Source organism: Streptomyces sp. NPDC002574 (genome assembly GCF_042889545.1).
GTDB lineage: Bacteria > Actinomycetota > Actinomycetes > Streptomycetales > Streptomycetaceae > Actinacidiphila.
The window spans coordinates 244,542-261,312 of sequence record NZ_JBIARB010000011.1 but is presented as its reverse complement, the minus strand read 5'-3'; the positions used below and the strand labels follow the sequence as shown (position 1 = coordinate 261,312).

At 73.8% G+C, this 16,771-nt stretch carries 17 protein-coding genes and 1 riboswitch; of the genes, 6 read left to right on the top strand and 11 right to left on the bottom strand.

Translation table 11 applies throughout. The features are described 5' to 3' along the window. Positions 1-82: 82 nt before the first annotated feature. The 3 genes from ACFYXS_RS27420 to ACFYXS_RS27410 all read right to left on the bottom strand — a co-directional run bounded on the left by ACFYXS_RS27420 (position 83) and on the right by ACFYXS_RS27410 (position 1,779). Positions 83-337 carry a YciI family protein gene (locus ACFYXS_RS27420; RefSeq protein ID WP_389252802.1) on the bottom strand — a complete coding sequence of 85 codons (255 nt, stop codon included), beginning with the start codon at positions 335-337 and terminating at the stop codon, positions 83-85. Between the two features lie 92 nt (positions 338-429). Further along, complete coding sequence (locus ACFYXS_RS27415; RefSeq protein ID WP_389252800.1) at positions 430-1,110, bottom strand: flavodoxin family protein; 681 nt, start codon at positions 1,108-1,110, stop codon at positions 430-432. Positions 1,111-1,161: 51 nt separating this feature from the next. After that, the gene (locus ACFYXS_RS27410) at positions 1,162-1,779 is read right to left on the bottom strand and encodes a cysteine hydrolase family protein (RefSeq protein WP_389252798.1); all 618 of its coding nucleotides are present in this window, start codon (positions 1,777-1,779) and stop codon (positions 1,162-1,164) included. Positions 1,780-1,968: 189 nt separating this feature from the next. On the opposite strand from ACFYXS_RS27410, the gene ACFYXS_RS27405 reads away from it, so the two are divergent. After that, positions 1,969-2,574 carry a TetR/AcrR family transcriptional regulator gene (locus ACFYXS_RS27405; RefSeq protein WP_389252796.1) on the top strand — a complete coding sequence of 202 codons (606 nt, stop codon included), beginning with the start codon at positions 1,969-1,971 and terminating at the stop codon, positions 2,572-2,574. A 121-nt stretch (positions 2,575-2,695) separates the two neighbouring features. After that, positions 2,696-3,670, top strand: a complete 975-nt coding sequence (locus tag ACFYXS_RS27400) for an NAD(P)-dependent alcohol dehydrogenase (RefSeq protein WP_389252794.1) — start codon at positions 2,696-2,698, stop codon at positions 3,668-3,670. A gap of 2 nt (positions 3,671-3,672) precedes the next feature. Here ACFYXS_RS27400 and ACFYXS_RS27395 read toward each other — a convergent pair whose 3' ends face one another. The 3 genes from ACFYXS_RS27395 to ACFYXS_RS27385 form a co-directional block, all read right to left on the bottom strand. Then, complete coding sequence (locus tag ACFYXS_RS27395) at positions 3,673-4,188, bottom strand: protein phosphatase (protein WP_389252792.1); 516 nt, start codon at positions 4,186-4,188, stop codon at positions 3,673-3,675. 63 nt (positions 4,189-4,251) lie between these two features. Further along, positions 4,252-5,118 carry a hypothetical protein gene (locus ACFYXS_RS27390; RefSeq protein ID WP_389252790.1) on the bottom strand — a complete coding sequence of 289 codons (867 nt, stop codon included), beginning with the start codon at positions 5,116-5,118 and terminating at the stop codon, positions 4,252-4,254. After that, on the bottom strand, positions 5,115-6,038 hold the full coding sequence (locus ACFYXS_RS27385) for an NAD(P)-dependent oxidoreductase (protein WP_389252924.1): 924 nt from the start codon (positions 6,036-6,038) through the stop codon (positions 5,115-5,117). Before ACFYXS_RS27385 ends, ACFYXS_RS27390 begins: the two co-directional genes overlap by 4 nt. 150 nt (positions 6,039-6,188) lie before the next feature. Between ACFYXS_RS27385 and ACFYXS_RS27380 the strand changes: the two genes are divergently transcribed. Continuing rightward, positions 6,189-6,779 (top strand): TetR/AcrR family transcriptional regulator, encoded by a 591-nt coding sequence (locus tag ACFYXS_RS27380; protein WP_389252788.1) that lies wholly within the window; start codon positions 6,189-6,191, stop codon positions 6,777-6,779. A 596-nt stretch (positions 6,780-7,375) separates the two neighbouring features. Beyond that, complete coding sequence (locus ACFYXS_RS27375; RefSeq protein ID WP_389252786.1) at positions 7,376-9,301, top strand: FHA domain-containing protein; 1,926 nt, start codon at positions 7,376-7,378, stop codon at positions 9,299-9,301. 39 nt (positions 9,302-9,340) lie between these two features. Here the strand turns inward: ACFYXS_RS27375 and ACFYXS_RS27370 are convergent, their stop codons facing one another. The 4 genes from ACFYXS_RS27370 to ACFYXS_RS27355 all read right to left on the bottom strand — a co-directional run bounded on the left by ACFYXS_RS27370 (position 9,341) and on the right by ACFYXS_RS27355 (position 12,596). Continuing rightward, positions 9,341-10,114, bottom strand: a complete 774-nt coding sequence (locus ACFYXS_RS27370) for an SDR family NAD(P)-dependent oxidoreductase (RefSeq protein WP_389252784.1) — start codon at positions 10,112-10,114, stop codon at positions 9,341-9,343. After that, entirely contained in the window at positions 10,111-10,665 is a 555-nt protein-coding gene (locus ACFYXS_RS27365) for a cupin domain-containing protein (protein WP_389252782.1), read from the bottom strand. The genes ACFYXS_RS27370 and ACFYXS_RS27365 overlap by 4 nt, the downstream gene beginning before the upstream one ends. Before the next feature lie 84 nt (positions 10,666-10,749). Then, positions 10,750-11,628: a helix-turn-helix transcriptional regulator gene (locus ACFYXS_RS27360; RefSeq protein ID WP_389252780.1), complete on the bottom strand. Its 879-nt coding sequence runs from the start codon at positions 11,626-11,628 to the stop codon at positions 10,750-10,752. A gap of 89 nt (positions 11,629-11,717) precedes the next feature. Further along, complete coding sequence (locus tag ACFYXS_RS27355) at positions 11,718-12,596, bottom strand: alpha/beta fold hydrolase (protein ID WP_389252778.1); 879 nt, start codon at positions 12,594-12,596, stop codon at positions 11,718-11,720. A gap of 164 nt (positions 12,597-12,760) precedes the next feature. Next, a riboswitch (cobalamin riboswitch) is annotated at positions 12,761-12,913 on the top strand. 230 nt (positions 12,914-13,143) lie between these two features. Here ACFYXS_RS27355 and ACFYXS_RS27350 point away from each other — a divergent pair. Continuing rightward, the gene (locus tag ACFYXS_RS27350) at positions 13,144-13,638 is read left to right on the top strand and encodes an acyl-CoA thioesterase (protein WP_389252776.1); all 495 of its coding nucleotides are present in this window, start codon (positions 13,144-13,146) and stop codon (positions 13,636-13,638) included. A 61-nt stretch (positions 13,639-13,699) separates the two neighbouring features. On the opposite strand, the gene ACFYXS_RS27345 is transcribed toward ACFYXS_RS27350, so the two are convergent. Continuing rightward, positions 13,700-15,256, bottom strand: a complete 1,557-nt coding sequence (locus ACFYXS_RS27345; protein ID WP_389252774.1) for a N,N-dimethylformamidase beta subunit family domain-containing protein — start codon at positions 15,254-15,256, stop codon at positions 13,700-13,702. 184 nt (positions 15,257-15,440) lie between these two features. On the opposite strand from ACFYXS_RS27345, the gene ACFYXS_RS27340 reads away from it, so the two are divergent. Next, positions 15,441-16,754 (top strand): PP2C family protein-serine/threonine phosphatase, encoded by a 1,314-nt coding sequence (locus ACFYXS_RS27340; RefSeq protein WP_389252772.1) that lies wholly within the window; start codon positions 15,441-15,443, stop codon positions 16,752-16,754. Positions 16,755-16,771: the final 17 nt, after the last annotated feature.

The following is a 16,771-nucleotide window of genomic DNA, read 5'->3' as shown; positions in this document are numbered from 1 at the left end:
GGCAGATGGGCGGGGCGGGACCGAATTGCGGCGGTCCCGCCCCACCCGTGCCGGGCCCGTGCGCACCCGTGGGGCGGCGCGGTCAGAGGGGGCTGACCTCGGCGTACTCCAGGGTCAGGATGCCGTGCGCGACGAACGGGAGACGGCCGAGCCGTTCACGGGCGTCGGCGGGGTCGGCGGCCTCGGCGACGAGGAACGCGCCGCGCCGGTCGTGGCGGCGGTAGGCCGCGAGGACGGTGCCCTCGGCCTGCAACTCCTTGAGGACGCGGAACTCCTCCTCGCGGAACGGCGCGGTGTCGGCCGACTCGTCCATCGTGCCGGTGACGTGCAGAATCATGGGTGGTGCGTACCTCTCGTGCGATCGTGCTGCGGTGCTGCGGTGCTGCGGTGCTGTGGTGCGGTGGTGCGGTGGTGCGTCGAGCCGGGGCGTCAGACGCGGGCCCGGGCCTCTTCGGCACTGCGGGCGGACAGTTCGCGGAACTCCTCCAGCGAGTGCCGTCGCGGCTCGTACGGCGTGCCGTGCACCCAGCGGGCCGTGAGCTCGGCCAGGCGCACGCCGTACCGCTCGGCGGTGGTCCGGTCGCCGTGCGAACTCACCGCGTCGGGGCCCTCGTCGGCGTTGGTCTGGCCCATCACGCCGAGCCACGAGCCGAGGCGGTTCACGTCGTAGCGGGTGCCTCCGGTCCAGTTGTCGCCGGCGGTGTCACCCACCGAGACCCACTGCATGTTCATCTGCGCCGCGAACACGGCGAGTTGCTGCAGGGAGAACAGCTTGTCGCCGTTCTGGGCGGCGGAGTGGGTGAAGCCGCCGGCGAGCTTGTCCTTCCACTCCTGCCCGAGGAAGGGGTGGAAGGCGCCCTCCAGGAACGACTTGAAGACGGCCGACAGGCTGCCCATGTAAGTGGGCGCGCCGAAGACGACGGTGTCGGAGGCCTTGAGGAGGTCCATCGTGGGGGCGTCCGACCAGCGGCCGGCGGTGACCTGCTCGCCGGTGACCTCGGCCAGGTGCGTTGCGGTGCCGGGCACCGTCCGCGCGCCGCGCACGATGTGCTCGGCGAGGGCGCGGGTGTGGCCGTTGGGGGAGTGGTAGACGACGGTCAGGGTTGCCATGGTGGTGCTTTCGGTTCGGTGGTGCTGGTGCGGCGGGCGGGGATCGAGGGGTCAGACGGTCGCGGCGAGGAACTCGTCGACGGTGATCGCCTCGTGGCCGAAGGTGGGGTAGGAGATCTCCAGTGCGGCCCGGTGCGCCGCCTCGGTGAAGTCGGCGACCGCGTCGGTGAGGAACGTGACGTGGTATCCGGCCTCCAGGGCGTGCCGGCCGGTGCCCTCCACGCAGGTCTGCGAGGTCAGCCCGGCGAGCACCACCTTCTCGATGCCGTGGGCCTTCAGCTGTGCGTCCAGGTCGGTCCCGGCGAACGCGTCGAACATGCGGTGGCGTCCGACGACGACGTCCCCGTCGAGCGGTCGCAGCGGCGGGTGGAAGTCGGCGCCGGGGCCGCCCTCCCAGAACACCTGGTTGTCCACGGCGAACTGGAACCGCGGCAGGACGTGCCGGACGTCCGCGAAGACGCCCTCGTGAAGGCCGTGCGGAGCGTGGAAGACGGTGACTCCGGCGGCGCGCGCCCCGGAGAGCAGGCGGGCCAGCCGGGGCCGCAGGTCCAGCGCGTCGAGCATGGGGCCGATCTGACCGCTGAGCTTGCCGTCCTCGGCGAGGAAGTCGTTGAGGAGGTCGATGACGACCAGGGCCGTCCGGTCCGGCTGATAGGCGGGGGTGCGCATGGGTGTGGGGTCCTCTCAAGGCGGGTGGGGGGCTGCTGCGCTCCGTGTGCGGCGTGTTCGCCGGGAATCGGGCGTGCGCCGCGCCGGGAGCGTCGCTGAGCCATTTTTTCATGATGTCCATCATGAATAACTTAATCATGATGTCCGTCATGTAAAGTGTCAAGCGAGACGTTCCCCGGAGGTGTGGCCATGCGTGTGTCCCGTGAGCAGGTGACCGCGAACCGCGAGCAGATCGTCGTGAACGCGGCCGAGCAGTTCAGGCGGCGCGGCTTCGGCGACGTGACGATCGCCGACGTGATGAAGGCGGCCGGTCTGACCCACGGCGGCTTCTACGGCTACTTCGACTCCAAGCAGGCACTGGAGGCCGCGGTCTGCGAACGCGGTCTGGCGGAGAGCGTGGCCGCCGTCGACGCGGTGCGGGACGGCGAGGGGGGCGAGGGGACGGCCGCCGAGGCGCCGCTGCGGCGTTTCGTGGACGACTACGTCTCCGCCCGGCACCGCGACGCGCCCGAGGAGGGCTGCACCGTCGCGGCCCTGGCCTGCGACGCCGGCCGCAGCGGACCGGAGCTCCAGCAGCTCTTCGTCTCCGGCATCACCGGCATGGCGGGCTCACTGGCCGGCCTGCGCGGGCAGGGCTCCGCAGAACCGGCCGAGGACGGCGGTCCCGACTTCGCGACCCTGTCGACCATGGTCGGCGCCGTGATCCTGTCGCGGGCCGTGGCGGCCGCCGATCCGGAACTGTCCGAGCGCATCCTCGCGGCGGCCCGGGAGCGGGCCTCGGCTCCGGTGGAGTGACGGTCCGCCGTCGCGGGTCCCGGAGAAATCCAGGGGTTCGCCCCTGATGCCCCGGCGTGGGTCCTGCCCCTATCGTCTTCGCTGACGCGGCACTTCCGAACCCATCCGTCACGGAGTCCCGATGAAGGCAGTCGTCCAGAACCGGTACGGCTCGACCGACGTCCTGCAGGTCGAGGAGATCCCCACCCCCGCACCCACCGGCGCACAGGTACTCGTCCGCGTGCACGCCGCCTCGGTCAACGCGCGCGACTGGCACCTGATGCGCGGCGACCCCTACCTGGCGCGCCCCTCGATCGGCTTCGGCGGCCCGAGGGTCAAGGTCCGGGGAACCGACTTCGCGGGCCGCGTCGAGGCGGTCGGCCCGGACGTGGTGCGACTGCGCCCCGGCGACGAGGTGTTCGGGGAGGCGGACGGCGCCTTCGCCGAGTACGTGTGCGCCTCGCAGGACGTGGTCGGGACCAAGCCGGCCAATCTCTCCTTCGAGGAAGCGGCGTGCCTGCCGCTGGCGGCGAACACCGCGCTCGTCGGCCTGCGTGATCTGGGGAAGGTGCGGCCGGGACAGAACGTCCTGGTCAACGGCGCCTCGGGCGGCGTGGGGCCGTTCGCCGTGCAGATGGCGGCCGGCTACGGGGCGCAGGTGACCGGTGTGTGCAGCACGCGCAACGCGGACCTCGTCCGGTCCTGCGGCGCCGGGCGCGTCATCGACTACACCCGCGAGGACTTCACGCGCGACGGGCGGCGGTACGACCTCGTCCTCGATCTCGTCGGCAACCGCTCACTGACCGCCCTGCTGCGCGTGCTGGACCCCACCGGCACGCTCGTCCTGTCCGGCGGCGGCGTCTCCAAGGGCGGCAGCCTCGTCGGGCCGATGGGCCTGATGCTGCGCGGGCAGATCGTCGCCCGCCTCGGGCGCCGGCGCGTCCTCGTACTCGTCGCCAATCCCGGCCCGGAGAACCTCGCGACGCTCCGCGAACTCGCCGAGTCGGGGGTCATCGCCCCTGCGATCGACCGCAGTTACCCCCTGGCGGAGGCGCCGGAGGCCATCCGCTACCTGGAAGTCGAGCACGCCCGGGCGAAGGTCGTCGTCACGGTGTGACGCTACGGCCGCGCCGCCGGACCGGCCAGGAGTTCGGCGACGTCGAGACCGCACCGCAGGTACTGCTCGAAGACGGGATTGTTCAGGGCCCACGGCGAGCGCCGCCGCCGGACGAGGGCGATCGCGGAGGGCGCGTCATGGCCGAGTTCGACGAGCGTCCGCACCACGACCAGTCCCGAGCGGTTGTACCCGGCGTGGCACCGGACCAGGGTGGTGCGGCCGTGGCGGACGGCCAGGGCGGCGCCCCGGGCCAGTCGCGCGACCGTGGCGATCTGTTCGGCCGTGAGCGGCGCGTCCGGGAGAGCGGCGACGACGTGCTCGACGCGGGGGTCGCGGGGTCCGTGTCCGGGGAGGTCGACCAGGCTGACGACCAGGTCGAACTCGTCGGTCACGACCACCGGGTGAACGGCGCCGTGCCCGTCCGTCCTGACGTGCCCGCCCATCCAGAGGCCGGGCGTGATCTCGTCCCAGGGCGTCCCCGGGCCGGGCACGCCGCCGGCCCGCTCGCGGGTCTTCATACGAGGTGTCCTCTCCGGACGGTCAACGGGCCGCCGGTCGCCCCCGTTCCCCCGGCCGCACTCTCAAGGCGCCGGAGCGCCCGTGGGGTTGGGGTAGGGGAGCGCCGCGGCGCAGGCGTGCGCCGGGGCGGACAGGACGGTGACGAGCCGGTCGAGGTCGGCCGGGGAGAGCACGGACCAGGGGCGGGCGGCGGCGAGGTCGGTGGCGGCTTCGAGGGACCGGTGGGCGGTGCGGCCGTCGTCGGTGGCGGCACCGTCGGGGTCCAGCAGACCGCGGGCGGCCAGGCGGGCGCGGGCGGCGGTCCACTCGTCGTCGGTCCAGCCGCGGTGGGGCTGGAGTTGGCCGCGGGGCAGATCGATGCCCGAGCGCAGGACCAGTGCTTCGCAGCCGTCGAGGTCCGCCGTGACGAGCGCGGCGACATGACCGTCACCGCGATGTTCGCGGAGCAGGGTCGCATGGTGCCAGAGCTCTTCGAGGGGGTGGGCCGGCAGCGGCAGGGCCGCGTTGGTGGCGGCCAGGACGCGGCCGGCGATGTCGAGCGAGCCGGTGACCGGGCGCAGCAGGGCCACCGCCTCCTCGGCCGCCGCCTCGTGCCCGGCGAGCAGCCGGCGCAGCGCGGCGCTCGCGCCTCGTTGGCGTGCCGTCAACGCCGCGTCCGGCGCGGCCAGTTGCCACACTCCCGGCAAGGCGCGGGCCACCATGCCCGGGGCGAACACGAAGAAGGCGGCGGTGACCGGGGCCGCGCCGACGGCGCCCAGGGGCGCCGCGCGGCAGGCGAAGTAGCCGCGCCAGAAGCCGCGCAGGCCGGCCTCCTCGGAGGCGGCACGTGCCTCGGGGGAGAAGTAGGTGACGGAGTGGACGGGTTCGAGGAGGTGCCACATGCGCCGGGCGGTCGGGGTCACGATTGCGGAGGCGTCGGTGCCGGTCACGGCCGTGCCCCTTCCTTCGGGGCCGCGGTCGCGGCCCCGCGCCGGTCGGTTCCGGTGGTGCGGGCCTCGATCGCGCGGAGCACGGCCACCATGTCCCGGTGGCCGTCGCCCTGTTCGACGGTCTCCTCGAAGAGGGTGTGGCAGACGTCCAGCAGCGGCGAGGCGAGTTCCGCCCTGCGCGCGGCCTCCGCGATGAGGCGGTTGTTGTGCAGCACGTCGGTGGCCGCGGCCTGGGCGGCGAAGTCCCGCTCCCTCAGCTTGGGCGCCTTCATCCGGGAGACGGCGCTGGCCATCGGCCCGGCGTCGAGGACGTCGAGGAACTGCCCGGTGTCCAGTCCCTGCCGCTCCGCGAAGTGGAACGCCTCGGTGAGCCCCGTGACCTGCGTGATCAGGAACAGGTTGACCGACAGCTTCATCAGCAGCGCCCCCGGCACGGCACCGCAGACGAAGGTCTCCCGGCACAGGGGTGCGAGCAGCGGCCGTACCTCCTCGACCGCGGCGGGCTCCCCGGCGAGCATGCCCACCAACTGCCCCGCCTCCGCGGGCCTGCGGGAGCCGGACACCGGTGCCTCCACGTAGGCGCCGCCGGCGGCCCGGACGTCGGCCTCCAGCGCGCGGGAGTACTCCGGCGAGGTGGTGCCCATGTGGACGACGACATGCCCGGCGACCCGGGACGCGAACGCGGGCCCGCCGCGGTCCAGTACGGCGTCGATCGCCGGACCGTCGGCCAGCATGAGGACCACGACCCGGCAACGGGCGAAGACCTCGTCGGGCCCGGCGGCCACGTGGGCGCCGGCCGCGCGCAACGGCTCGCCGCGTTCCGCGGTGCGGTTCCAGACGGCCAGCGGCACTCCGGACCCGGCCAGGTTCAGGGCCATGGGCTGCCCCATGATCCCCAGGCCGATGAATCCCACGTCCATCACGCACCGCCGTTCCGACCGGTCCATCCCGACTGCTATGACAGCTGTCATAATAGTGATCGTGGCGCCCGCCGCCACCCCGTCCGCGGGGACCGCACAGCCCGCGGCGCGGACGCGGGCGATGTCGAGGGCGCGGTAGGGAGGTCGGTCATGGCGGGATCCGGACGCGGGCCGCGCGAGCGCATGGTCTTCAGCGCCGCGCAGCTCATCAGGCGGGGTGGAGTCACGGCGACGGGCATGCGGGAGGTGGCCGTCCACGCGGAGGCCCCGCGCGGTTCCCTGCAGCACTACTTCCCGGGTGGCAAGGAGCAGTTGGTCAACGAGGCCGTCGCCTGGGCCGGCCGCTACGCCGGGAACCGGGTGGCCCGCTTCCTCGCCGGCCTGCCCGAGCCGACACCCGGCGGCCTGTTCGCCGCCATGGTCGCCCAGTGGACCGACGAGTTCCGTGCCTCCGGCTTCGGCGCGGGGTGCCCCGTCGCCGCCGCCACGGTCGACTGCGCCGGCTCCGCCGACTCCGTGCGCGCCGCCGCGGCCGCCGCCTTCGCGACCTGGACCGGACCGGTCGCGGCGGCCCTGCGCGACATGGGCGTGCCGGGGGAGCGGGCCGAACCGCTCGCCACCTTGATGATCAGCGCCCTCGAGGGCGCCCTCGTGATCGCCCGTGCGGAACAGGACGTACGTGCCCTCACCACCGTCGCCGCCGAGCTCGCCCCGCTCCTGGACGCCGCCGTCACGCGATGAGGGCGGGCATCTCCCGGGCGGAATCCCGGGCGGATCCAGGGGCGGAATCCCGGTGTGGAACGGCGGAGTGGAACGCCGGTGCCGGGGCAGACGCTCCCCAGAGCCGCACCGACGACTACCCACCCCCCCCCGGTCGCCGGTGCGGCCCTTTTCCCCTTCGCCACCCGACCGTGGCGCCGCCTCCGGTGTGACGGCACCCCACCGGACGCTCCGGGAGCCCGAGCGCCCTGCGGCGCATCCATGTCGCCCGTACCAGGGGGCACTCGGCGACGGCGTGAGGACGGGTTCCGGGCAGCTCACTTGTCGACTTTCGGACAACTGGAGCTTCGATAAGTCGATTTGGCGCCACTTCGGAGGAAACTGTCGCCCAGGGCTGACAGGTGGCGGTGCGGGGGAGGTGGGCAGGGCTTCCCCGGTGCGGGATGATCAGGGCGGGTCCGGGCCGCGCGGAGAGCCGGTGAACCGATCGGCGACCGGTGCACGTGGACCCAGTGGACGAGGGGTGGCCGTCTTGGGGCGTGACGCGACGCGCAGCGGTTCGGCGGCCGGTGTTCGCGTTGTTCTCATCGGTACTTTGACGTGGAAATGAGTGACCTATGCCTCCTGAGATTGTTGGGCGTCAAGGCTCTCTGGCCGGCGAGAGGTTCGGCATCGGCGAGAAGCCCCTCACCTTCGGCCGCAAGGCCGAGAACACGGTGGTGATCGCCAGTGTGAGCGCCTCGCGGTTCCACGCGGAGGTGCGTCGCGAGAACCACGGCTTCGTGCTCTACGACCGGGGCAGCAGCAACGGGACGCGGGTCAACGGGGAACGCGTGACCTCGCACGTGCTCCAGCCCGGCGACCTCATCGCCATCGGTGAGGAGACCTTCTGCTTCGAGGCGGCCGATCCGATGGAGACGATCCTCGATCTCTCCCTCCTGCAGTCGCTGATGACGCCGGCCGAGCCCGAGGAGCCCGGCCCGGTGCTGAACGTGACGGTGGCGGGCGGCGGCCCGGTGGGCCTGTCGTTCGCCCTGCTGCTGGAGCACCTGATGGGCCGCCGGGTCTCCGTCACCGTCTACGACGGCCGCTGGACGCAGGACGGCGACCAGGTCGTGTGGAAGAGCGAGGGGCAGGGCAACGTCCGCCGGCAGCAGGTCGTCACCGTGCAGAGCCGCCAGTACCTGAACCTCCCCGAGGAGGTCCAGGCCCGGCTGTTCACGGAGGGCACCTACACCGAGATGTGGCCGGCCGGCCCCGACTCCATCCGCGGCTTCAGCCCCCGCAACATACGCATCGCCTACATCGAGGACACCCTGCTCGCCCTCGCCAACGAGAAGCGGGAGCGCATCCGCCTGGTGCCCGCCCGCTTCGACGCGATCGAGCACCACGAGAGCGTCGCCAAGGACCATGTGCTCGCGATCTGCGAGGGCGGCCGCTCCCGCACCCGCGAGTACTTCACGGAGAAGTTCGGCACCGCCGACAAGTCGATCTACTCCCTGGCCGGCGAGCACATCCAGGACGTCGTCCTGGGCCTGCGCGTGAAGTCCGGGCTGTCCGACCCGATGACCGTGCTGCTGACCGTGGCGCAGAATCGTTTCCTGCTCAACGCCCTGCGCGGTGAGGGCTTCCTCAACATGCGCCTCACCGACGCCGAGGCGAAGGAGGTCGTCGGCATCGACCCCGTCCGGCAGGTCTTCGAGGAGTGCATCGCCTCCCGCCCGTGCGTGATGGGCCGCGACGAGCACGGCGACTTCCACTGCTCCACCCACAGCACCCTCTTCCTGCCCGCGCTCATCAGGGGTTCGGCCCTGTGGAAGCGGGTCAAGGAGGGCCTGGCGCTCTTCGGCGTCCCCGAGGACGACCTGAGCGCGGTCACCGCCTTCCGGCTGGACATGGTGCAGCGCCCCCGCTTCACCGCCCGCCTCTACCCGGGCACCCCGTCCACCCCGGGCACGTACGGCTTCCTGCTCGGCGACGCCGCCAACGCCATCCACTTCTGGCCCGGGCGCGGCCTCAACAGCGGGCTGGGCTCGGCCATTTCACTGGCCCGTACGCTCAGCGGCACCTGGCGCGGCCGGCCGCTGCGCGACGCCGACTTCGTCCGGCACGAGGCTGCCATGTCGATGCTCCAGTACCGGCACAAGAGCCGCGCCTGGAACGCCATGATCACCACGGACGAGAACGGCGTCAGCCGTGCCATCAAGGAGGTCATCGCCCAGAGCATCGCCGAGACCGCCGCCCTGGACGGGGAACTGGACCGCGAGTCCGACATCGACGGCCTCATGGAGCAGCTCCGCGCGATCCGCGACCGCCTCGCGCCGCGCATCCCCGGCATGCCCGACGACGAGACGCTGCGGGCGCACCTGGAGACACTCAGGAGCGAGACCCTGCGCACCCTCATCGACAGCGGGCCGTGGGACACGGTGATCGTCGGCGGCGAGGAGGTCGACATCGACATCTTCTACCGCGACGAGCAGTCGGCGACGCCCGCGAAACCCGCGGCGCCCGCCGCGAAGCCGGTCCCGGCCGCCACGGCGTGACGACCGGCCGCCCCGGACCGGTGGGTACGGGGCGGCCCGTCACCAGCCGGGACGCGTCCCGATCCCGCCGTCGACCACGAGGTCGTGGCCGCTGATCCAGGAGGCGGCGGGGGAGGCGAGGAAGACGCAGGCGGCGCCGACGTCCGCGGGAGTGCCGAGGCGCTGCAGGGGCGCGGCCGCGGTCCAGCGGCGCACCCCGTCGGGCCAGTCCGCAGCCAGGCCCGGGCGGTCGACGAGACCGGGGGAGACGGTGTTGACGCGGACGCCCGCGGGGCCGTACTCGCCTGCGGCCGCCCGGGCGAACATGATCAGCGCGGCCTTGGCGGCGCTGTAGTGGGCGTGCCCGTGGGCGGGGCGGCTGCCCTCGACGGAGGCGATGGCGGTGATCGAACCGCCGCCCTGCCGGGACATGTGCGCGGCAGCGGCCTGCACCACCCCGAACGCCGCGTGGAGATTCGCGTCGATCACCTCGCGCCAGGCGGCGTCCTCCATCCCGGCGAGTTCCCGCACCGGCTGCACGCCCGCGCAGTGGACGACCGCGTCCAGCCGCCCGCCCCAGGCGGCCGCGGCCGCGACGAGTTCGCGCGTCCCGTCCGGCCGGGTCAGGTCCGCGCTCAGGGCGTGGGCGCTGCCGCCCGCCGAAGCGATTCCGGTGGCCAGGTCCGTGACGGCGTCGCCCCGGCGGTGGGCGTGCAGCACGACTGACGCGCCCGCGTCCGCGAGGCTCCGGGCGACGCCCGTCCCGATGCCGCCACTGGCCCCGGTGACGAGGGCGACCTGTCCGGTGAGGCCGAAGCCCGGGCTGCCCGTCATTCCCGCTCCCTGTGCGTGCTGTGCGTGCTGTCGGATACCGAGGTCCCGGCGGCGCCCACCGGACGGCTCAGAGCCCGGATCAGCGCGGCGTGCGCCGGATAGCGGGCGGCCAGCGCGTCGGGGTCGCCGCCCTCGAAGTCCGCGGGGAGGAAACCGGGTGCCATGGTCGTCCCGCACAGCGACCAGCGTCCGCCGGGTGCGACCCGGGCCGCCATCCACGTCCCCGCCGGCACCGTCCACTGCACCCGGCGGTCGGCGTCGTCGCCGAGCAGCACGGTGTGCGAGCTGCCGTCCGGCGCGAGCAGCAGGAGTTCCGCCGGGTCGCCCCGGTAGAAGTGCCACACCTCGTCGGCGGGCAGCCGGTGCGGTGCGGAGAAGCCGTCCTCGTCGGGGCTGAGCAGGAACAGGATCGCGGAGCCCGCCGGGCGCCCGGTTCCGTCCCGCGGCCCCGCCCAAGTGCGGCGGAACCGCCCGCCCTCGAACGGCAGCGGCTCCAGCCCGTAGCGGGCCGCCACCTCGTCGGCGCTCTCGTCGTCGTGGTGCTGCGGCATCGTGCCCCTGCCTCCCGCCCCTGCCGGTCCGCTGTGCCGACCCTACGAGACGGGTGAGCGCCCGCGGGTGCGGCGCGCGTGCGGTCAGGAACCGGTGAACCGGGGCCGCGGGGCCGGGTCGCCGCTCCAGGAGGCGAGGAGCGCGAGGGCCTGCTCGGAGGACGAACCGGGCTCGGCGGTGTAGATGCCGAGGACCTGATCGGCGTCCCCGGTGACCGCCAGGGCCTCGTAGTCGAGGGTGAGGTCGCCCACCACCGGGTGATGGAACAGCTTCCTGCCGAAGGTGCGGCGCTCCACGTCGTGCGCAGCCCACCATGTGCGGAAGTTTCGGTCCCGCAGGGAGAGTTCGCCGACGAGTTCGGTGAGGCGGGCGTCGTGCGGGTGCTCACCCGCGTAGAGGTGGAGGGCGGCCACAGTGGTGCGGGCGACGCCCTCCCAGTCGTCGTACAGCGTCCGTGCCTCGTCGTGCAGGAAGATGAACCGCGCCATGTTGCGCTCGCGCTGCGGCAGCGCGTCGAAGTCGGTGTAGAGGGCGCGGGCCAGCCGGTTGGTGGCCAGGACGTCGGTGCGGCGCCCCACGACCAGGGCGGGGACCTCCGTCAGCGTGTCGAGGATCCGGTACAGCCCCGGGCGCACCCGCTGCGCCGGCACGGGACGCGGACGGCTCCGCACCGGCTTGGCGATCCGGAACAGGTGACCGCGCTCGTCGCCGGTCAGCTGCAGTGCGCGGGCGATCGCGTCGAGCACGCCCTCGGAGACGTTGACGGCACGGCCGCGCTCCAGGCGTACGTAGTAGTCGACGCTGACCCCCGCCAGCTGGGCGACTTCCTCGCGGCGCAGTCCCGGCACCCGACGCGAGGTGGGTGCCGGTGTCAGGCCCGCCCGTTCGGGGGAGATCTTCGCCCGGCGGGAACGCAGGAACTCGCCGAGTTCGCCCCCGCGGGCGTCCGCTTGGTCGTCCATGGCTCCACGCTACGCCGCGCCTCCCGCCCGCCCCGGTGGCAAAGGGGTACTGCCGGACCCCCTTGCCGGAACCCCGGGGCGGCCGCGCCTCACCCCGCCCGGGAGGCGTTGCGCGCGATGGCGGTGATGATCGACGGCCACAGCGCCTCGGGCAGGTCGTGGCCCATGCCGGGGAAGAGCAGGAGTTCGCTGCCGGGGACGGCGGTGGCCGTCGCCTCGCCCCCGCTGCGGTCCACCAGGCAGTCGTCCTCGCCGTGCACGACCAGGGTCGGGACGGTGACCGAGCGGAGCCCGGCGGTGCGGTCGGGGGAGGCGAGGATGGCGGCGTACTGGCGGGTGTAGCCGTCCGGGCGGTGCGCGCGGTCGAGGGCGGCGGTGACGCGCTCGCGGAGCGTGTCCTCCGCGACGGGGTAGCCCGGCGAGCCGATCACCGCGGAGCGCCGGACGCCGGCCGCGATGACCCCGTCGCGGTCCAGGGACGCGGCGTCGGGTCCGGGCATGACGGCACGGGCCCGCTCGGAGGCGCGGCCCACGGAGCGCTCCCCCGTGGTGGACATGATCGAGCACAGCGACAGCACGCGCTCCGGGTGGTCGATCACCAACTGCTGGGCGATCATGCCGCCCATGGAGGCCCCGACGACGTGGGCGGCCGGGATGTCGAGGGCGCCGAGCAGGTCGGCGGCGTCCTGTGCCATGTCGGCGAGCAGATAGGGCACGCCGGAGGTGTCGCCGCGCAGGACCGTGCCGATGTCGGGTACGCCGTGCCCGTCGAGGCCGGTCGACAGTCCGCTGTCGCGGTTGTCGAAGCGGACGACGAAGAAGCCCTGCTCCGCCAGGGCGGTGCAGAACTCCGGCCGCCATGTGGTCATCTGCGCGCCCAGACCCATGACGAGCAGCAGGGCGGGATGCCCGGGGCTGCCGAAGGTGTCGTACTCGATCTCCATCCCGTTGGCTTTCGCACGCGGCATGCGGGGCTCCTCGGTCGGGTCGTGGACCATCAGGCGGGGTACCGTCCAGTCGGTACGGTACCGGCCCGGCGGCCGGTCGGCGGCGGTGGCCGCCCCGTCCGGCGCATCACGTAGGCTGACCGGGCAGCTGGTTCGCCCCCCGTCCGCCGGGCGGGGCGCGTCGCAAGAGGGAACCCGGTGGGAATCCGGGACTGCCCCGCAGCGGTGAGCGGGAACGACCGCTGTCATGAGCACTGGACGCGCACGCGTCCGGGAAGCGACAGCCAGTAGGTGGCGGACGGTTCGGCCGTCCGGTGCGCCCGCGAGTCCGAAGACCTGCCACTGCCCGTGCCCCGTGGTGGGTCACGGCATCACCGGGACCTCGTGGGCGGGTCGGCGGCGGCCCTCGTGTGCCTGTCGTGCATCCCGTGCCCCGGGGTCCGTGCGAACGCGCGAAGGACAGCTCCATGGCACAGACCCCCATCGGCACGATTCCGGCCGCCCGGCCGCGCCGGGCAGCCGGCACCACCCCCGCGCGCCCCGGCGCCGAGGCCCGCCGGGTGCGGGGATGAGCGCCGTGCGGAAGCCCGCCAGGACCCCGTCCGACTCGGAGGTCACGCTCGCGCACATCATGAGCGAGCACGACACCAATCTCTACGGGACCGTCCACGGCGGGGTCGTCATGAAGGTCGTCGACGACGCGGCCGCGGCGGCCGCGGCCCGTCACGCCGCCGGACCCGCCGTCACCGTCTCCGTCGACGGCATGACCTTCCTCCACCCCGCCCACGCGGGGGACCTGCTGACCGTCCACGCCCGCGTCGAGTACGCGGGCCGCAGTTCCATGGACGTCGGCGTCCGCGTCACCGCGGAACGCTGGGACACCCCGGGCCCCGCCGTCGACATCGTCGTCGCACGCCTGGTGTTCGTCGCCACCGACGCGGACGGCAGGCCCCGCCCGGTGGCGGAACTCGTACCGGTCACCCCCGACGAGCGGACCCGCCACGCCCAGGCCCTCAGGCGCCGCGCCCAGCGGTCCGGCCTGCACGAGGTGAACGCCGTCTAGCAACGGTCCGGACGCCCTTCGGCCCGGGCCCCCGTCGCCGGGCCGGCGGTGGGCTCCGCGCTCACCACAGGTCGTGCCGCTCCGCCACGGCGTCGCCCGGGTACGGACGGAACCGGTCGAGGTTGTCCCGGGCCGGGTGGCGGCGTCCGGCGGGGCCCTCGGCGAAGGCGCGCAGCAGGTTCGTGGTGACGCGCCGGGTGAAGACCGCGGCCGCCGGGGGCATGCCGTGGTCGCCGTCCCCCTTCAGGGAGCCGACCCAGCGCATCGTGCCGGCGTTGAACACGCCAGCCCCGCCCGCGGTCGTGTAGTAGGCGGTGTCCTGGAAGCTGCGCACGCCCCGGCAGACCAGGGGCGAGTGGGCGATGATCTCGATCGGACGCGGGGTGGGCGGTGCGCCGGTGACGCGGTCGTACTCCGTGCCGACGAGGTGCGGGAAGCGGGTGGCGCCCGTGGCGCCGGTCCCCTCCAGCAGCCAGTGGCCCGGTTCGGCGACGGCGTACGCGGCGCTGGTGCCGTTGGACTCGTAGAGCGTGCCGGTGAGGGAGTTCTCCGGACGGGGGTGCGGGGGCTCGCGCCAGTCCGTGGTGACGGCGGCGTCGTCCTTGCCGTTGAGGGGGTCGCGCGGCCAGTCGCTCTTATAGCAGACGACCAGGCGCCGTTCGCCGTGGGCGGTGGGTTCCAGGCGGATGCGCCGGAAGCAGGCGTTGGCGCCGAGGAACGCCACGTTGGTCCCGCTGTCGCGGGCCGCCGTGACCCGGCCGCGCATGGCGGGCGTCCAGTACTCGTCGTGGCCGAGGGACACCACCGCGCGTGCCCCCGCGAGCAGTTCCGGATCGCGGTCCAGGTCCATGCCGGTGGCGTAGGCGAGCGGCAGCCCGAGGCTCTCGGCGAGCGCGACAGCGGGCTGCTCGTACGTCAGGAACAGCGGCGCGCCGTCGCGGTCGTAGGGGCGGTCGCAGCTGACGGCCAGCGAGCGGCCCGCGTAGTCCGCCTCGCCGCCGGGGCCGTGGTAGAGGCTGCGGCCGCCCCAGGTGTTGTACGCCTGCCAGGTCGCGACCGCGTTGACCAGGACCACGCGCCCGGCCGCCGTCCGCGACCGCACGGTGACGGGGACGTAGCGCTGCGCCCCGGAGCCCCCGGCGGTGAGCCGGACCAGGTAGGCGCCCTCGGGCCAGCCCCGGGTGGGGACCCGGACCCCCGGGTCCCACCGTGCCGCCGACACCGTGCGGGTGGCCCCCTGCGGTCCGGGGACCGGCTGCTCCCGCCCCGGCAGGTCGCCGGACGCCCAGACCCGGCGGGCGTGCGCGCCCCCGTACCAGCCCATGCGGAACGCCTCGGCGCGGTAGGTCCGGCCCGTGGTGGACACCAGCAGCCGGAACTCCTCGCCGGGCAGGACGCTGACCCGGTCGGCGAACCCCTCGATCGCACGGTCGTCACCGCGGGTCCGCAGCTCCCAGTCGCGGTGACCGGGTCGCGCGTTCTCGGCGCGTACGTCCAGGCCGGTCCTCGCGCGCACCCGCGGCGGGGGCCCCGAGGCGGAACAGCCCCCGGCGACGGCCGTCGCACCCACCGCCGACACCCCTTCCAGGAAACGTCTGCGGTCCCAGGGAGCGATCACACCGCGAGGCTAGGCAGCGGGTCCGCGGACGGCCCGCCGGACGGGGCCGGGCGGAGGACGGCGCACGCGGCACCGGGACGACTTCGTCGCCGGATGCCAAATAAACCCGCAAAGGGAAATATTTCTGACATTCCACCGTGCTGACCAAAGGAACAGCGCCTCGACAGCGCGGTCGGAGGTACCTATGACGAGTTCGGGTCAGTCACGAACCGCGGCGGGCTGGGTCGAGCCTGCCGCGCCCCGGCAACCGGTGTACAAGATCCTCGGGCCGCTCCTGCGACGGCAGGCGCCCCTCGTCCTCGCCGCGGCCGTGCTGCTCGTCATCACCGTGCTCAGCCTGCTCATCCCGATGGACATCCACCTGGCCTCGCTGCTCGTGGCGGTGCCCGCCCTCACCGCGACGCTCTACAGCGCGCTCGCCACCATCCACATGACCGTCCTGGCGTGTGCCGGCTCCGTCGCGGTGGACCTCCACGACGGGCTCGGCCACTCGCCGATCCTGCCCATCCACGTGCTGGACGTGCTGGTGGTGTGCGGACTCGTGCTGGCCTTCTGGCGTATGCGGCACACCGACCGGCAGACGCTCAGGGCCGTCCGCTCGGTCGCGGAGACCGCGCAGAGCGCACTGCTGCGGCCGCTGCCGTGCCGCGTCGGGTGCGTGGACATGGCCACCGCCTACCGCTCGGCCGCCGCGCACGCGCGCATCGGCGGCGACCTCTACGCGGCGGAGCGGGTCGAGGGCGCCGTGCGCCTGCTGATCGGCGACGTACGGGGCAAGGGCCTGGCGGCGGTCGACGACGCCTCCACGGTCCTGGGCGCCTTCCGCGAGGCAGCGCACCGCGACACGTTCCTCAAGGGGGTCGCCATGGCGCTCGAAGCGAGCATGGCCCGCCATTTCGGGCAGGCCGGCGAACGGGACGCCCATGCGGGCGAGCGCTTCGTCACCGTGCTCGTGGCCGAGATCCCCGACAACGTCCCCGTGGTCCGCGTCATCAGCTGCGGCCACCCGCATCCGATGCTCGCGCGCGGCCACGAGGTGGACGTGCTCGACCTGACCCACCCGGCGCCCCCGCTGGGCGTCGCGAACCCCGGCGAGGACTACCGCGTCGACACCTTCCGCTTCGAGGTCGGCGACATCCTGCTCCTGCACACCGACGGCCTCCTGGAGGCCCGTGACTCCGCGGGCGTCTTCTACCCCGCCCTGGACCGGTTCGCCTCCCTGTCCAAGAACGGCGGCCCGGACCGCGTCATCGAGCGCCTGCTGGCCGACCTCACCGACTACACGGACGGGGAACTCCACGACGACGTGGCGCTGGTGGCGGTCCGCCGCCGCTGCGCCGACGCCCGCTCCGCCGAACAGCAGTTGGGAGCGCCCACCACGGCCTCCCGGGAACGGCGCGTCCCCGCGGCGCACGCGACCGGGGCGAGGACCGCGGCCCGCGCCGGTGTCCCGCACCGGCGGGGCGACGAGGAGGCCGCCCGCAAGGGACCGGCCTGAGCGGCACGCCCCCACCG

What these genes read in the sequence shown, in the direction of transcription:
- ACFYXS_RS27385 (WP_389252924.1), bottom strand. Translation starts at nt 6,038, where the DNA reads ATGGACGTGGGATTCATCGGCCTGGGGATCATGGGGCAGCCCATGGCC.
- ACFYXS_RS27420 (WP_389252802.1), bottom strand. Translation starts at nt 337, where the DNA reads ATGATTCTGCACGTCACCGGCACGATGGACGAGTCGGCCGACACCGCG.
- ACFYXS_RS27380 (WP_389252788.1), top strand. Translation starts at nt 6,189, where the DNA reads ATGGCGGGATCCGGACGCGGGCCGCGCGAGCGCATGGTCTTCAGCGCC.
- ACFYXS_RS27365 (WP_389252782.1), bottom strand. Translation starts at nt 10,665, where the DNA reads ATGCCGCAGCACCACGACGACGAGAGCGCCGACGAGGTGGCGGCCCGC.
- ACFYXS_RS27350 (WP_389252776.1), top strand. Translation starts at nt 13,144, where the DNA reads ATGAGCGCCGTGCGGAAGCCCGCCAGGACCCCGTCCGACTCGGAGGTC.
- ACFYXS_RS27355 (WP_389252778.1), bottom strand. Translation starts at nt 12,596, where the DNA reads ATGCCGCGTGCGAAAGCCAACGGGATGGAGATCGAGTACGACACCTTC.
- ACFYXS_RS27375 (WP_389252786.1), top strand. Translation starts at nt 7,376, where the DNA reads ATGCCTCCTGAGATTGTTGGGCGTCAAGGCTCTCTGGCCGGCGAGAGG.
- ACFYXS_RS27410 (WP_389252798.1), bottom strand. Translation starts at nt 1,779, where the DNA reads ATGCGCACCCCCGCCTATCAGCCGGACCGGACGGCCCTGGTCGTCATC.
- ACFYXS_RS27395 (WP_389252792.1), bottom strand. Translation starts at nt 4,188, where the DNA reads ATGAAGACCCGCGAGCGGGCCGGCGGCGTGCCCGGCCCGGGGACGCCC.
- ACFYXS_RS27360 (WP_389252780.1), bottom strand. Translation starts at nt 11,628, where the DNA reads ATGGACGACCAAGCGGACGCCCGCGGGGGCGAACTCGGCGAGTTCCTG.
- ACFYXS_RS27340 (WP_389252772.1), top strand. Translation starts at nt 15,441, where the DNA reads ATGACGAGTTCGGGTCAGTCACGAACCGCGGCGGGCTGGGTCGAGCCT.
- ACFYXS_RS27400 (WP_389252794.1), top strand. Translation starts at nt 2,696, where the DNA reads ATGAAGGCAGTCGTCCAGAACCGGTACGGCTCGACCGACGTCCTGCAG.
- ACFYXS_RS27415 (WP_389252800.1), bottom strand. Translation starts at nt 1,110, where the DNA reads ATGGCAACCCTGACCGTCGTCTACCACTCCCCCAACGGCCACACCCGC.
- ACFYXS_RS27405 (WP_389252796.1), top strand. Translation starts at nt 1,969, where the DNA reads ATGCGTGTGTCCCGTGAGCAGGTGACCGCGAACCGCGAGCAGATCGTC.
- ACFYXS_RS27370 (WP_389252784.1), bottom strand. Translation starts at nt 10,114, where the DNA reads ATGACGGGCAGCCCGGGCTTCGGCCTCACCGGACAGGTCGCCCTCGTC.